13 protein-coding genes are annotated in these 13,916 nt (G+C 64.2%); 6 read left to right on the plus strand and 7 right to left on the minus strand.

What is annotated here, in order from left to right; genetic code table 11:
* Positions 1–2 precede the first annotated feature (2 nt).
* Positions 3–1,199 carry an acyltransferase family protein gene (locus tag NKH60_RS20150; RefSeq protein ID WP_352473739.1) on the minus strand — a complete coding sequence of 399 codons (1,197 nt, stop codon included), beginning with the start codon at positions 1,197–1,199 and terminating at the stop codon, positions 3–5.
* Between the two features lie 433 nt (positions 1,200–1,632).
* Entirely contained in the window at positions 1,633–3,039 is a 1,407-nt protein-coding gene (locus tag NKH60_RS20155; protein ID WP_352473740.1) for an MFS transporter, read from the minus strand.
* Positions 3,040–3,242: 203 nt separating this feature from the next.
* Here NKH60_RS20155 and NKH60_RS20160 point away from each other — a divergent pair, with 203 nt between their 5' ends.
* The gene (locus tag NKH60_RS20160; RefSeq protein ID WP_352836615.1) at positions 3,243–4,145 is read left to right on the plus strand and encodes a sigma-70 family RNA polymerase sigma factor; all 903 of its coding nucleotides are present in this window, start codon (positions 3,243–3,245) and stop codon (positions 4,143–4,145) included.
* Between the two features lie 97 nt (positions 4,146–4,242).
* Here the strand turns inward: NKH60_RS20160 and NKH60_RS20165 are convergent, their stop codons facing one another.
* Positions 4,243–5,445, minus strand: coding sequence for an MFS transporter (locus NKH60_RS20165; protein WP_352836618.1), 1,203 nt, complete (start codon positions 5,443–5,445; stop codon positions 4,243–4,245).
* 215 nt (positions 5,446–5,660) lie between these two features.
* On the opposite strand from NKH60_RS20165, the gene NKH60_RS20170 reads away from it, so the two are divergent.
* On the plus strand, positions 5,661–6,089 hold the full coding sequence (locus tag NKH60_RS20170) for a VOC family protein (RefSeq protein WP_352541214.1): 429 nt from the start codon (positions 5,661–5,663) through the stop codon (positions 6,087–6,089).
* An 81-nt stretch (positions 6,090–6,170) separates the two neighbouring features.
* Here the strand turns inward: NKH60_RS20170 and NKH60_RS20175 are convergent, their stop codons facing one another.
* Entirely contained in the window at positions 6,171–7,064 is an 894-nt protein-coding gene (locus tag NKH60_RS20175; RefSeq protein WP_352836622.1) for a LysR family transcriptional regulator, read from the minus strand.
* A 96-nt stretch (positions 7,065–7,160) separates the two neighbouring features.
* Here NKH60_RS20175 and NKH60_RS20180 point away from each other — a divergent pair, with 96 nt between their 5' ends.
* Both NKH60_RS20180 and NKH60_RS20185 read left to right on the plus strand, forming a co-directional pair.
* The gene (locus NKH60_RS20180) at positions 7,161–7,910 is read left to right on the plus strand and encodes an SDR family NAD(P)-dependent oxidoreductase (protein WP_352873107.1); all 750 of its coding nucleotides are present in this window, start codon (positions 7,161–7,163) and stop codon (positions 7,908–7,910) included.
* 152 nt (positions 7,911–8,062) lie between these two features.
* Entirely contained in the window at positions 8,063–8,446 is a 384-nt protein-coding gene (locus NKH60_RS20185) for a YybH family protein (RefSeq protein WP_352501278.1), read from the plus strand.
* Between the two features lie 107 nt (positions 8,447–8,553).
* Here NKH60_RS20185 and NKH60_RS20190 read toward each other — a convergent pair whose 3' ends face one another.
* Positions 8,554–9,015, minus strand: a complete 462-nt coding sequence (locus tag NKH60_RS20190) for an Lrp/AsnC family transcriptional regulator (protein ID WP_352836628.1) — start codon at positions 9,013–9,015, stop codon at positions 8,554–8,556.
* A 155-nt stretch (positions 9,016–9,170) separates the two neighbouring features.
* On the opposite strand from NKH60_RS20190, the gene NKH60_RS20195 reads away from it, so the two are divergent.
* Positions 9,171–10,178: an ornithine cyclodeaminase family protein gene (locus NKH60_RS20195; RefSeq protein WP_352836631.1), complete on the plus strand. Its 1,008-nt coding sequence runs from the start codon at positions 9,171–9,173 to the stop codon at positions 10,176–10,178.
* Between the two features lie 78 nt (positions 10,179–10,256).
* Here the strand turns inward: NKH60_RS20195 and NKH60_RS20200 are convergent, their stop codons facing one another.
* Together NKH60_RS20200 and NKH60_RS20205 are read right to left on the minus strand one after the other, a co-directional pair.
* The gene (locus NKH60_RS20200) at positions 10,257–11,189 is read right to left on the minus strand and encodes a dimethylarginine dimethylaminohydrolase family protein (RefSeq protein WP_352836634.1); all 933 of its coding nucleotides are present in this window, start codon (positions 11,187–11,189) and stop codon (positions 10,257–10,259) included.
* A 33-nt stretch (positions 11,190–11,222) separates the two neighbouring features.
* Positions 11,223–12,815 (minus strand): zinc-binding metallopeptidase family protein, encoded by a 1,593-nt coding sequence (locus NKH60_RS20205; protein ID WP_352836640.1) that lies wholly within the window; start codon positions 12,813–12,815, stop codon positions 11,223–11,225.
* Positions 12,816–12,890: 75 nt separating this feature from the next.
* Here NKH60_RS20205 and NKH60_RS20210 point away from each other — a divergent pair, with 75 nt between their 5' ends.
* On the plus strand, positions 12,891–13,778 hold the full coding sequence (locus tag NKH60_RS20210; protein ID WP_352836636.1) for a LysR substrate-binding domain-containing protein: 888 nt from the start codon (positions 12,891–12,893) through the stop codon (positions 13,776–13,778).
* The last annotated feature ends 138 nt before the right edge of the window (positions 13,779–13,916 follow it).

Raw genomic sequence — 13,916 nt, forward strand, 5'->3', positions numbered from 1 at the left:
GATCAGCTCCGATCGGTTCGGTGCAGCTTGCGCGGCAAGGGTGACGTGCCACCATCAAGCGGCCTGCCCGGATATGCTCCGGCCGCGAGCCATCCGGCATTGCCCACGTCCATGCCTGCCGAGATGGCGCCTCGGCCTTTTCCAGCAACATAGGGGAAGTGGCGCTTGAGGCTGTTGAGCGGCTTTTCGAAAAGCAGCCACGAAACCGAAGCCAGCATGAGCGTCGCAGTTCCCGCGACCAGGAACCGCCCCGGCCCTTGCTCCGAGACGTTGAGCGGGATCCAGGGCTGCGACTTGACAACCAGAGCCAGCACTATGGGATGGTAGAGATAGACGCCGTAGCTTATGCGGCCAAGGCCAAGCAGCGGCGGCAGTTCGAGAAGTTTTCCGACGCGACCGCCAATGCCCGTTGAACAGCTTGCAACGATGACCACCAGAGGCGCGACAGGCAGGATCTGCAACAGCAGCCAGAGACCCCATTCCTGCACCGGATTTGCCGGCGCCGGCGCAAACCACTGCAGAACGAAAAACGCCGCGGCGAGCCCCGGCCAGCCAGCTCGAAGCCATTGCGGCAAGCCGGCTGTTCTTGACCGGTAGGCGGCGAGCAGCGCGCCTGACGCCAATGCATCCATCGACGCCGGCGGCAGCAGGTCGCGCGCCAAACCGGGCGTTCCCGCGATCGGCCAATAAAACCGGTAGGCCAGCGACAGCATGATCACGCCGATGCAGATCGCTTCGAGGCGCTGGCGCGGTGCCAGCAGGACGATCAGTGGCCAGGCGATATAGAACTGCTCCTCGATGCTCAGGCTCCAGAAATGGCAGAGCAGCCAGGGCGTCCATTCATTCTGCGCCGCGTACCAGAAATTCGACAGATAGAGGGCATGCCAGGCCAGCGATCCTCTGGACTGCTCCAGGTCCACCAGCCAGACGAAACCCAGCACGGCGAAATAGGGCGGGAATATTCGCAGCGCCCGCCTGATATAGAAGGATTTCAGCGCCGGTCCGGTTTCGAATTCGGCGGCCGCTCTGGCTTCCAGCAGCAGTCGCGTGATCAGAAAGCCGCTCAGCACGAAGAACAGGCGCACGCCGATATGGCCCCAGAACGAGGACCCTCCGGCCGCGAAGAAATGGGAGTACAGCACCATCGTCACGGCGATGGCCCTCAGCGCGTCCAATTGGGTGTCGCGCGCATTTCCCATTAGCGGCATACGCCGGAGGGACGGCGAAACTGCCAATCGGTCAATATAGCGGCGTCGTTCACGGCGCATTCCAATCGGAAGCGCCCCCCTTGCGCAGAATAGGACCACCATTGTGCAACGCAACACAAAAAGTTGACACATTTGAAACAGGAACGTGAGGCGCGACTAATAAAAGCCAAAAAACAGCAGGAAACAGCCTGAATTGTCCATTCTTGACGATTTTTTCGCACTGCCTTGGCCCGCCGATATCGGCGAGAGGGTGCTGCGATGCAGCATGTTCGCCGCCATCACGGGCGCAAGATCTGGGTCTGGACACAGATGCCCCGCCACAGGACCGGCCGGCAACCGACGCTCGGCGACCTTTTTGCTGCGCTGGCGCGGCTGCTGTTAGCGCGACAACAGTGGGAGCAAGCGCAAGCTTCCCGCCTTCGAGTTACGCCTCCTTGCTGGCATTCGCGAGCGCCACTGCGCGACGCTCCGGGAGCCCCAATCCGACGAGCGCGCCGGCGAGCGAGAGCAGAGCGGAGACGTCGATTGCCGAGGTGAAGCCATCGCTGAACGCGTCGGTGGACGAGAAGCTTCCAGTGCCGGCGAACACCGCACCGGCGATCGCGATCCCGGATACGCCGCCGAGAAAGCGGAATGTGTTGAACGTGCCGGCAGCCTTGCCGACCTCCGGCCGGGCGACCGCATTGAGAACCGCGTTCTGCGCGGCAGGCATGGCCATCGACACGCCGGCACCGGTAATGATCAGCGGGGCGACTAGCTGAACGTAGGGCAGATCAGGTGCGGCGATCTGCGCCAGCCAGGCCATGCCAGCCGCTTGCAGGATCAGTCCGGCCACCACAAGCCAGCGCTCGCCGACTCGGTTGATCAGGCTGCCGGCGATCGGTGCGACCACGAAAAGCGTGGCGGTCCAAGGCAGCAATCCCATGCCGGCGCCGAACGGCCCACGGCTCTGGGCAAACTGCAGAAACTGCGGCAACAGGAATACGAGGCCGTACATGGCGGCGCAAAGCAGGAAGTTCGCCCCTACGCCCGAGGAGAATGCGCGCGCCTGAAAGAACCGCAAAGGCAGCATGGGCTCACGGGCACGCAGCTGCCAAAGGACGAACGCGATGGCGAGAAGCAGCCCGGCCGTCAGCGCCGTCAGCACTTCAGAGCTGCTCCAGCCCACGATGTTGCCGCGCATCAGGCCCCAGACCACTCCGAATGCCGCCGCAGTTACCAGCACGACGCCGAGGACATCGATAACCGTGCCCGGCCCGTGACTCTCCGGAATCCGACGCAGCACCAGCGGGATGAGAACGATGCCGACCGGGACATTGAGCCAGAAGATCCAGTGCCAGGAGAGGCCTTCGGAAATCGCACCGCCCGCTATCGGGCCGATGATCAGGGCCAGGCCGGTGATGCTGCTGAAGATACCCAGCGCCTTGCCTCGTTCCTCCGGAGGAAAAGCGACGCTCAGCAGCGCCATGGCCAGCGGCATGACCATCGCGGCACCTGCGCCCTGGACCGCACGGGCCGCAATCAGCAATCCGGCATTGCCAGCGAGCGCGCACGCAACCGACGCTGCGACGAACAACGCCAATCCGGCAACGAGCGTACGGCGGCGGCCGAACCGGTCACCGAGCGCAGCCCCGGTCATGAGCAGGACGGCAAAACTCAAATTATAGGCGTTCATCGTCCATTGCAGCGTCTCCAGCGAGGCGTCGAGCTCGACGCGCATCGTGCTCAATGCCGTCGCCACGACCATCGCATCGAGAACGACCATCAAGGAGCCTATCGACGTGAGGGCGAGAACCCAGACCTTCGTTGATCCCGCACTTTGCTTGCTCATGATTATGGCGCCTCCGGCTTGAACAAAGGGCCCGCCAGGTTGACGGGCCCGTGATCCAGAGACGCGTAGGAACCATCAAAGGATTCCAGCCAAACAAAGTTTTTTCGACCGAATCCTTTTGCCATCGTCGAGCGTCTATAAGACGCTGCGCCTGATGACCCGCGCCTTGCCTGGGAGATACGCATGAAATTGATCCTTGTGCGATGACCGGATCCGCAACCGGCACGCTAGAAGGACGGGAGCCATTTGACCGGCTGCTCGGCGAATTGCGGCCGAAACTGCACCGCTATTGTGCCCGCATGACCGGTTCGGTGATCGATGCCGAGGATGTCGTCCAGGAAGCTACGGTCAAGGCGCTCGAGGCGTTCCCCGGGACCGGGCCGATAGCCAATGTCGAGGGCTGGCTGTTTCGCATCGCGCACAATGCCGCGCTCGACCACCTACGCCGTCGTGCCAGGTTGGATGCCGCGCATGTCGTTGAGGATATCGATATGATCCCTGACCCCGGTATGTCGGCCGAGGGTCGACACACTGCAGCCGCAAGCCTGCAGACCTTCATGCGCCTGCCCGCGGCGCAGCGTAGCAGCGTCATCCTCATGGATGTGCTCGGCTATACGATCGAAGAGATCGGCAACATTATCGACAGCAGCGTTCCGGCGGTGAAAGCCGCACTGCATCGCGGCCGTCTGCACCTGCGCCAGGTCGCCGGCGAGCCTGACGATCGGCCTGTGCCGGTGTTGGCCGAGCCCGAGCAGGCGCGTCTGGCAGCCTATGTAGAGCGGTTCAACGCCCGCGACTTCGATGCGATCCGCGACATGCTGGCCGAGGACGTCCGGCTTGACCTCGTCAACCGGCTCCGGGCGAGTGGCCGCACGAAAGTGGGCCGGTACTTCCACAATTACGCGGGTATCCACGATTGGCGGCTGCTTCCAGGCCTGGTGGATCGGCAGCCAGCCATTCTGGTGATCGATCCGGACGACTCGGCCGGAGGGCTAAAATACTTTATCCTGCTGGAATGGGCCGGCGACAGATTGGCGAGAATTCGCGATTTCCGCTATGCGCGCTACACGCTTGACGGCGCCGAGGTGGTGCCTCTGCTTGCATAGCAATTCGCGTTTCATAATGCCGAACAAACACTGCCAGCTATTTTTGGATCGCGGCCGCTTGCCATCCAAGCGGCCGCCCTTTTCCACCGATCCTGCTTTAAGCCGGTTGCAACTCCCTGCGCGGCAGCGGCGGGAAGGCGATCGCAATCGCCATCGCGCCAAGCCCGACAAGGGCCGAGCCGATGAACAGCCAGGAATAGCTGGCATAGGCATCGAACACCATGCCGCCGGCGAGCGGGCCGAAAGCCATGCCGAGGCTGGACAGCATGGTTACTGCACCGAACACCGTACCGAGGATGCGCTGGCCGAAATATTCGCGCGCCAGCACCGCATAGAGCGGCATGACGCCGCCATAGGTGGCGCCGAAGATGACGGCGAGCGTGTAGAATTGACCAAGCTCGCTGACCGCCAGATAGGCTGCGATGACCACGGCCTGTATGGCCAGCCCGGTGATCAGCACCGGCTTGACGCCCAACCGATCGGCAAGCACGCCGTAAAGCAGCCGGCCACCCAGCCCTGCCAGGCCCTCGATGCTGTAGATGCTGACCGCCGCCATCGGCGCTATGCCGCACAGCATGGCATAGCTCACCATGTGGAAGATCGGCCCGGAATGCGCCGCGCAGCAGGCAAAGAAGGTCAGTCCCAACACGATGAATTGCGGCGAGCGCAGCGCCTGCGGAACCGTCATGCCGGCACCCTCGGCGGCAACGCTTGGGGCAGCGCCGTCGGCAGCGGGCTTGGGCGGCTGGCGCACCAGAAGCGCGGCCGGCAGTAGCAGCACCCACGCGGTTATGCCGATGTCGAACATTGCGGTGCGCCAGTCGTAGGCCGAAATCAGCCAGCGGGCGAAGGGCGAGATGGTCATTGGCGCCACGCCCATGCCGGCCGAGACCAGCGAGACGGCGAGGCTGCGGTTCGTGTCGAACCAGGCGGAGGTCAGCGCAATCATCGGCGCGAAGAAGGCGCTTGCCGCGAGGCCGACGAGCACGCCGTAGGCCAACTGGAAAACGAGCAGCGAACCGGTGCGGCTGGCCAGGACCAGCGCCAGGCCGAGCAGCACGGCGCCGGTCATGACGACGATGCGGGCGCCAAAGCGGTCGTAAATGGCGCCCCAGGCGAAGCCGCCGAGGCCCATTACCAGGAAGTTCAGCGTCATCGCACTCGATATGCCGGCGCGCGACCATTGTGTGTCGAGCGCCATCGGTTCGAGAAAGATCGCCAGCGAGAACATCGCCCCGAGGGCGACACAGGTCATCAGCGCGCCAGCCGTGACGACAACCCAACGATAGGGAAGGCTCATTTCACTTTTCTCCCATGCCGGAAGCGTTGATACGGCACGACCTTTTCGAGCTCCGCCGAGCCGCTTGCGTCCGAAGGACGTTGGACATGTCTTGAATCCGACAATCCGGTTGCATTTTTATCCAGTCGGCGCGACGGCGCCATTCCACGGCTTTCTGGATTGACCGCGCACCATTCGAAGCTAGATTTCCAACCGGCGATCAGGAGCTGTCAAGCATGGCAAATCAGGAACTTCATCGCGGCCGTCTCATCGACCACCTCCAGCTGGTGGTCAGGGATCTTGCGGCCAGCCGTCGTTTCTACGAGGCGGTTCTCAACGTGCTCGGCATACCGATCGGTGGCGCCGGCAATAATTATTTCTGGGCCGACGAGCTGTTCATTTCCAGCCCCGACAGCCCGGCGGCCCTGGGAAAGCTGACCGGCCGCCACCACCTGGCCTTCCAGGCAAATGACCGCGCCATGGTCGACGCATTCTACAGGGCCGGCCTCGACGGCGGCGGCACCGACAATGGCGCGCCCGGCGAACGATCCTACCATCCCGGCTATTACGCCGCCTTCCTGCTCGACCCCGACGGCAACAACATCGAGGCCGTCCACCACGGCGCGGCCAACCGCAGCGCCGATTCAGTGAAGATCACGTTCTAGCTTCGGGTAAGGGTGGTTCGCGCCGGCCGGCACGGTTGGTCTCTGCCAAAAGCTGGGTGCTTGCGTCAGACCGCGTCTGCCCTATCGCGTCAGTGCCGCCATTTGGCCCACCAGGAAGTCGACGAACAGCCGCGCCCGGACCGGCAGCTGCCGCCCGTAGGCATGGACGATGTGCACCGGCATGGTTGGCATCGCCACGTCGGGCAGGATGCGGACCAGGCGACCCGTGTCGAGATCGTTCTGCACGGCAAACCGCATCAGATGCGCGATGCCGGTGCCGGCAAGTGCGGCATTGCGGATGGCGCCGCCGTCATCGGTATCGAGCCGCCCATCCGGCACGATCATCGTACCGTCGGCAAATGTGACCGGATAAGGCCGGCCAGCCATCTGGTGGCGGACGAATTCATGGTCCCGTAAATCCTCGACCGATGCCGGACGGCCGCGCCGCTCGACATAGGCCGGTGAGGCCACCAGCATGATCGGCAGATTGGCGATCTTGCGCGCGACGAGCCCGGTGTCTGAGAGCGGCCCCATGCGCACCGCAACGTCATAGCCTTCGCGGATCAGATCGGCGTGACGGTCGGTGACGCTGAGCTCCAGTTTGACTGCGCCGTGCTGCGCAAGGAACGCTTGCGCCCATGCCGCGATCAGGCCACGCCCAAGCTCGACCGGCGCTGTAACGCGCAGCAGGCCGCGCGCCGTATCGGCCATCTGAACGATGTCTTCGGCATCGTCCAGCGCCCTGAGCAGCGGCGCCACGCGCTCGTAATAGGCGATGCCTTCGCTGGTCAGCCCGAGCCGGCGCGTCGAGCGCTGGATCAGCCTGACGCCGAGCCGACGCTCGAGCCGCGCCACGCTTTTCGACACTGCCGACGGGCTGGAGCCGACCAGCCGGCTGGCGGCATCGAACGAGCCGGCATCGACCGTGCGGACGAAGGCGACGAGACCGGCGGTCTTTTCGAGGATGGTGGTCATTCCGGAATTCCAGGCACGAAAGATCGGATTGCGGGCACCATAATACGCGTTTCGATCATGATTAAATACGCTCATCGTCAACAAAGGAGAGATTTGATGAGCAAGCTGAACGGCAAGGTCGCCATCGTCACCGGCGCCTCCAAGGGTATCGGCGCCGCCATCGCCAAGAGTCTTGCCACGGCCGGCGCCGCAGTGGTCGTCAACTACGCCTCGTCACGGGAAGGCGCTGACCGCGTTGTCGCCGAGATCGACGACCGTGGCGGCCGCGCCGTCGCCGTCCAGGGCGACGTGTCGCAAGCGGCTGATGTGCGCCGCCTGTTCGAGGCGGCGAAATTGGAGTTTGGCGGGCTCGACATACTGGTCAACAATGCCGGAGTCTTCGCATTCGAGCCGCTGGAAGCGGTTACCGAGGCCGAGTTTCACCGCGAGTTCGACATCAATGTGTTGGGCATCATTCTGACCACGCAAGCAGCAGTGAAGCATTTTGGCGCGGGCGGCGGCAGCATCATCAACATAAGCTCGGTCGCCAGCCGCAATCCGCAGCCGAACTCGCTCGTCTACGCCGCGACCAAAGGTGCGGTGGACACGATCACGCTGTCGATGTCGCGGGAGCTCGGCGCACGCAACATCCGCGTCAACGCCATCGCGCCCGGCGGCATCGATACCGAGGGCCTCGCGCGCATCGGCATCGTCGGCAGCGAATTCGAGAAGCAGATTATAGCCATGACGCCGCTCGGTCGCTTCGGCCTGCCCGACGACGTCGCCCGCGTCGCGGTGTTCCTCGCCTCCGACGAAGCGTCCTGGCTGACCGGCGAGCGCATCACCGCCTCCGGTGGCTGGCGATAGGCATGGAGGGCGCGAACCTGCCGGCTCGCTGACCGTGCTACCCGCGGCGCGACGCACTGCAATCGATGACGAGAGCGATCTAAGCCCTATGTAGCAGCGAGGAAGGAGCGCCGTGCGCCATCGATGACGGCGAGATGCCAGGGAGGTAACGGATGACGGGCGACGAAAAAGCAATCCGAAAGCTGGTCGAGACGTGGATGGATGCGAGCAAGCGTGGAGACATCGCGACCGTCCTCAGCTTAATGACGGACGACGCGATCTTCATGGTTCCCGGCCGGGAACCCTTCGACAAGGAGATCTTCGCGGCAGCCGCGCGGGAGACGGCCGGCGTTCATATCGACGGCACGAGCGATATCGTGGAACTACAGCTTCTCGGCACTTGGGCCTTCATCCGCAGCCGCATCAATATGACCGCGACCCCGCCGAATGGCGAGCCGGTCCATCGATCGGGATATGCGCTGACGCTCCTGCGCAAGGAGGCGGATGGTGAGTGGCGGCTCGCACGCGACGCAAACCTGCTGACCCAGCAAGGCTAGAGCCGGTCTCCGGCATCGCTGCACCTGAAGGCGCGCCAGGGGGGAGCGATTAGATGGCGAAGATGCGATGCAGGTCGCCCTGAACAGCGTTCCCCTCCTCTACCCGATCACACCGGCAAAAGGGCGTTCGGCTTGACATCGGCGATGGAGGCGAACGTGTGCGTTTCGCGCACGCCGGGCAGCGGCAGGATGATCCGCTGCAGGAAATCCTGGAACACCGCCATATCGGCGATCCGCGCCTTGACCAGATAATCGAAACCGCCAACCACCATATGGCACTCCAGAACCTCCGGAGCTTTCGCCACGGCTTCGGCGAAGCGGTCAAAGACATGAGGCGCCGTGTGGTCAAGCCGGACCTCGATGAACACCAGCGTTCCCCGGCCGACCTTGCGCGGATCGAGCATGGCCCTGACCGCGGTGATGAACCCGTCGCGGAACAGGCGCTTAACCCGCTGGCTGGTTCCGGTCGGAGACAGCCCGACACGCCCGGCAAGATCAAGCGTCGTCCGGCGTCCGTCTTCCTGCAGCAACCGGAGCAGGCTGCGGTCTATCTGGTCGAGGTCGCTCATTTCACAATCCACGCTATCTAAGGGATTTGCGTGTTGATTTCACGCAGAGACACCGAAATCAACGTATTTCACAACATAAAACCTCGCAATAGCCTGCGCTTCCCTCACCGCTGAAAGCAAACGTGGTGAGCCGATTTCGAACACAGGAGTGCAGGATGACCAAGGAAGCGTTCAGCCCAGCCGGCAGGAGTGCGGCGGAAATCAGCAAGGGAGCGACCGAGATCCTGGTGCTGAGCGAAGCCGACGTGATGGCATGCATCGACCTCAGCCAGCTTCTCGATGTTCTGGAAGACGGCTTCAAGGTGCTGTCACAAGGCAAGGTCGTCAATCCACCCCGACCACAGCTCGACATCCCCGAGGCCGGCTACAGCCTCGCCATGCCGGCCTGGATGGAGGGCATGAACCTGACCGTCAAGATCGTCAACGTCTTCGAAGGCAACCTGGCCAAGAACCTGCCCAGCCACCTTGCCACCATCAGCCTGTTCGATCCGCTGTCGGGCCTGCCGGTCTGCATCATGGACGGCACCTTCATAACCGCGGTGCGAACCTCCGGCTCCGCCGTGCTGTCGGTGCGCGCGCTTGCGCGCCGGGATGCCAGGATAGCGACCGTGGTCGGCGCCGGCGTGCAGGCCAACCAGCACCTGCATCTGTTGCCGCTGGTGCGCGACTTTGCCGAAATCCGTGTCGCTTCGAAGAGCTTCGACGATGCGGCAGCGCTTGCCCGGCTGCATCCGTCGGTGGTGGCGGTCGCCGATCTCGAGACGGCAGTGCGCAGTTCCGACGTGGTGTGCCTGGCGACCCACTCCTACCAGCCGGTGATCGACGCAGGCTGGGTCCAGCCGGGCACGCATGTCTCCTCGGTCGGGGTGGCGCCGCCCGGCGGTGAAATGCCGATCGAGCTCATCGGCAGATCCAGTCTTTTTGTCGAAACCAAGGATGCATTCAGACCGACCCCGGTCGGATCTTGCGAGCTTGCCGGCTTCGACCCGGATTTCGGCACCGAGCTTGGCGCCATGCTGCTCGACCGCGCGCCGGGCCGCGTTTCGGATCAACAGATCACCACCTACAAGGCGATGGGCATTGCGATGGAAGACATGGTCGCTGCCGACCTCGTCTATCGTTGCGCCCGGCGTCTGCGCAAGGGAAAGCTCGTCGTGCTGTAGGCGCGCGCCGCACGCCGGGCGGGATCGACGGTGCTGACAATGGCGCTTTCGCGCAAGCGGCCGGGCTAGGCCGGCCCCTCAGGCCGGCTCGCGCTTCAGCGCCTGCGCCATGCAGTGGATGCCGCCGCCGGTCTTCGAGATCTCGCTCATGTCGATGGCCGCCACCTCGAAGCCGCGCGCCTTGAGCTGGCCGATCAGTGTCTGGCTCGAGGTCGGGGCGATTACCCTGTCCTTGCCCAGCGACATGAAGTTGCAGCCGAGCGCCATAGTATCCTGGAACGGCACGTCGATGATCTCGTGGCCCTTGCCCTTCAGCCAGTCGACGATGCCGGGCTCTGTACAGGCAAGGCAGACGGCGGTCAGCTTTTCGGCGATCGGCACCACCATCAGGTCGATATGGACGTAATACTCGTCGATGAAGGCGATGCGGGTCTCCCAGCCCTCCTTGTCGAACCAGGCCTGGACCTGGCGCGCGCCCTCCTCCTGCGTGCGGGCGCCACCGCAGCCGATCAGCACGACGCCGTCCTCGATGACGTTGAAGTCGCCGCCCTCGAACGTGCCCGCGGTGACCATGTCGTAGATCGGGATGCCGAGCTTCTTATAGGTGCGGATCGCCGCGTAGTTCTCGCCGCGCCGCCACCATTGCGACATGGCGGTGATGATGGCGCCGTACGGCGTCATGACGCTGGAATCGCGCGAGTAGACCTGCATCGGCAACTCCGGCGTCGGCTCGTGCCAGTGGATGTTGACACCGAAATGCTCATAGGCGGCGACCAAGTCCTTGTGCTGCGCCTGCGCGATCTGGACGTTGCATGGCGCTTCGCGCAGATGCTTGCGCGACAGCGAGCTGGTCGAGAGATGGCGCAGGAAATTCGGCGAGCCGAGCAGCACGTCGGTCAGCACGTCGGTCTCGTTGGCGAAGCCCCAGGCGGTCAGCGGCTTGGTTCCGCCGGCCGGGTTGCGGTGCTGCAGCGAAAACGCCTCGGCGACGATGCGGTCATGGACGGTCATGGGGTTTCTCCTCGTGAAGGGCGGCTTGGTTGATCATGCGGCTTGGTTGCCTGGTATCCACCAATCCCGTCCGCGCGGGGTGGTGATGTATTCCGGCCAGCGAAATCCGATGGGCGGATCGTAGTCGCAGAGCGGCGCGATCCAGTTCGAGCCGCCGATGCCGCCGCCGGTGCGGGCGACGAATTCATCCATCGCCGCGTTGCGCGCGGCATCGTCTTCCAACAGGCGAAGTGCTGCCAGCGCGACCGTCTTTGCGGCGCAGATGACCATCGGGTCGATGGTGGCAGAAATGCCGCCCAGCGCATTCATAGCCCAGGACGGAAACGCGTGGCCGTTCTCGGATCGCAGCGCCGGCCGGGCGACGTAGAATCGTGCCGTCGGTGTATGCCACGACATGTCGGTGTAATCGTCAGAGGTCGAATTGAGCTGCCAAGGCGGCAGGTCGCGGCGCAGGAGCGCCTCGGCCGCCTGTGGTGCAATCAGCCGCTCCAGTTCGTCGATGAATGGTTCCTCGGTCGCCTCGCCCCCGGCATTGAGCTGGACTTCGCGGGCGATCGCCTTGGCCGTCTCGTCCCAGCACGGCGGCCCGACCGCCGCCAGCGCGTCGAAGGCAATACCGGCCATGACGTGATTGGCCAGCCCCGGCCGCGACTTCGACACCCAGTGCCGCTCATGGCGGCAGCCGCTCATCCTGGCTGCGGCTTCCGCATTGCGGTCGAGCACGGCGGTGACCTGCTCGGCCATCGCCAGCGTCGGCACGCGGATCATGTACTGGATCTCGGCCAGCCCGGCCGGCAGATTGTCGGCGGTCGCCTGGCCCGCCGTCAGGATCGCCTCGCTGATCGACCAGCCGCCCTGATGCGGCAGCATGGAATCGCGCAGCGCCTTGGACGCCATATACATCATCATCAGCGCGTCGTTGGCGCCGGGCGCCCTGACTGCCGAATGCGCCTGCGGGATGGGTGCTGCGCCGCCTGCCGCCCTCGCCCAATGTTCCGGCTCGTCGCACACAAAGCGGTAGATCATCGCATAGGCCGCACCGCAATGCGTATCCCAGCGCGCGGTATTGCAGAGCGGCAGCATATAAAAAGGATGGAAGGAGACCATGCCCGCTAGCCCATCGTAATAGCCCTTCGCGGCATGGATCGGCTTCGACCCGCGCACCTTCTCCGCCGGCTCGCCGGTGAAGCGCAGCGTGCCTGATATGCCGTGGCGCTGCATCGCCGCCTTGGTCGCCAGCAGCCCGCCGAGGCTGGCAATGCCGAGGCCGGAATGCGGATCGGTGTGGCCGCCAGCCTGTTCGCCGAGGCCCGGGCGCGGTCGCTTCACCGTCGCAGCATCCTGGCAATTGCCGGGCACTGCATCATACTCGGCATACAGGCCGATGGTCGGCCCCGCGCCGTTGGTCCAGTGGGCGCAGAAGGCGGTCGGCATGCCGCCAGAACCTTCCTCGACGGAAAAGCCTTCGTGCTTCAGATGCTCGACATACCAGGCGGCCGACTGGTATTCGCGCCAGGCGGTCTCGCCGAAGTCGAAGATTGTCCGCGTCCACGCCGACAGCGACGGCTGGATGTCGTCCAGACAGGCAAGTGCGGTCGCTTGCGCGGAGGTCACCGGTTTCTCCATGGTGGAAAGAAAGCAGTGAAGCGCCCCGCCAAAAAGTGATATGTTTTCCCGGCTCATGCAAATTCGGTTCACCTCTTGAGAATTCCCTCGACGCAGGCGCTGCGCGCCCTCGACAGTTTTGCCCGCCACGGCAGCGTCTGGCGCGCCGCCGACGAACTGCATCTGACCCGCAGCGCAGTCAGCCATCAGCTTCGCCTGCTCGAACGCGATCTCGGCTTCGACCTGCTCGAGCGCATTGGCAAGGGCGTGGCGCTGACGCCGCGCGGCCAGCGCTATGCCAGCGACGTGCGCAAGGCGCTGACGGTGCTGGGCGACGCGGTGACACGCCATGCCGGCACCGGCATCGGCGGCTCGTTCAGCGTCAGTTGTACGCCGGGTTTCGCCTCGCTGTTCCTGTGCACCCATATCGGCGAGTTCCGGCAGATGTACCCCGATGTCGCGCTGCGCATCCTGACGCCGCGCCGTCTCGACGACGTGAGCAATGCCGAGGCCGATGCCTTCATCACCTTCGGCGTCGGCAATTGGCCGAACCGCGCGGTCGAGCTGTTGTGCGGGATCTCCTTTACGCCGCTGTGCAGCCCGACGCTGCTCAACAAGATCGGCGGCTTCTCCAAGCCGGCCGACGTGCTGCGCGCCAATCTCCTGCATCTCGGCGATACCGAGGACTGGGCGCGCTGGCTGGCGCTGTCCAAGGTCGAGAACCCCGACCCGGAAGGCGGCATCTTCTTTTCCGACATGAACCTGGTCTTTTCGGCGGCGATCGCCGGCCAGGGCATCGCCATGGGCGACGAGCTGACCAGCGGCCGGGCACTGAGCGAAGGCCGGCTGGTCCGCCCCTTCGACATAGCGATCAATTCACCGCGCTCGTATTTTCTGGTTTCCGAGCACGCCAAGGCGGCGCATCCGGTGCTGGAGGCGTTTGGGCGGTGGCTGCGGTCGAAGCTGTCGGAGAACCAGCGTTAATCTCCCCCCTCGAGGCAGGGGAATCGCATATGGCGATTTTGGGGTTGAGTTTGGGCTGAGAAAGGATTCTTTGGAGAGGCAGTTGAGCGAAGGAGCGACTGCCATTTCCTGCCTTGAGAGCTACTTTGGCGCGGTGCC

This window comes from Mesorhizobium sp. M1006, assembly GCF_040318825.1.
Taxonomy (GTDB): Bacteria; Pseudomonadota; Alphaproteobacteria; order Rhizobiales; family Rhizobiaceae; genus Mesorhizobium.

Coding starts and splice junctions, on each gene's coding strand:
- NKH60_RS20150 (WP_352473739.1), bottom strand. CDS start 1,199: ATGGGAAATGCGCGCGACACCCAATTGGACGCGCTGAGGGCCATCGCC.
- NKH60_RS20155 (WP_352473740.1), bottom strand. CDS start 3,039: ATGAGCAAGCAAAGTGCGGGATCAACGAAGGTCTGGGTTCTCGCCCTC.
- NKH60_RS20160 (WP_352836615.1), top strand. CDS start 3,243: ATGACCGGATCCGCAACCGGCACGCTAGAAGGACGGGAGCCATTTGAC.
- NKH60_RS20165 (WP_352836618.1), bottom strand. CDS start 5,445: ATGAGCCTTCCCTATCGTTGGGTTGTCGTCACGGCTGGCGCGCTGATG.
- NKH60_RS20170 (WP_352541214.1), top strand. CDS start 5,661: ATGGCAAATCAGGAACTTCATCGCGGCCGTCTCATCGACCACCTCCAG.
- NKH60_RS20175 (WP_352836622.1), bottom strand. CDS start 7,064: ATGACCACCATCCTCGAAAAGACCGCCGGTCTCGTCGCCTTCGTCCGC.
- NKH60_RS20180 (WP_352873107.1), top strand. CDS start 7,161: ATGAGCAAGCTGAACGGCAAGGTCGCCATCGTCACCGGCGCCTCCAAG.
- NKH60_RS20185 (WP_352501278.1), top strand. CDS start 8,063: ATGACGGGCGACGAAAAAGCAATCCGAAAGCTGGTCGAGACGTGGATG.
- NKH60_RS20190 (WP_352836628.1), bottom strand. CDS start 9,015: ATGAGCGACCTCGACCAGATAGACCGCAGCCTGCTCCGGTTGCTGCAG.
- NKH60_RS20195 (WP_352836631.1), top strand. CDS start 9,171: ATGACCAAGGAAGCGTTCAGCCCAGCCGGCAGGAGTGCGGCGGAAATC.
- NKH60_RS20200 (WP_352836634.1), bottom strand. CDS start 11,189: ATGACCGTCCATGACCGCATCGTCGCCGAGGCGTTTTCGCTGCAGCAC.
- NKH60_RS20205 (WP_352836640.1), bottom strand. CDS start 12,815: ATGGAGAAACCGGTGACCTCCGCGCAAGCGACCGCACTTGCCTGTCTG.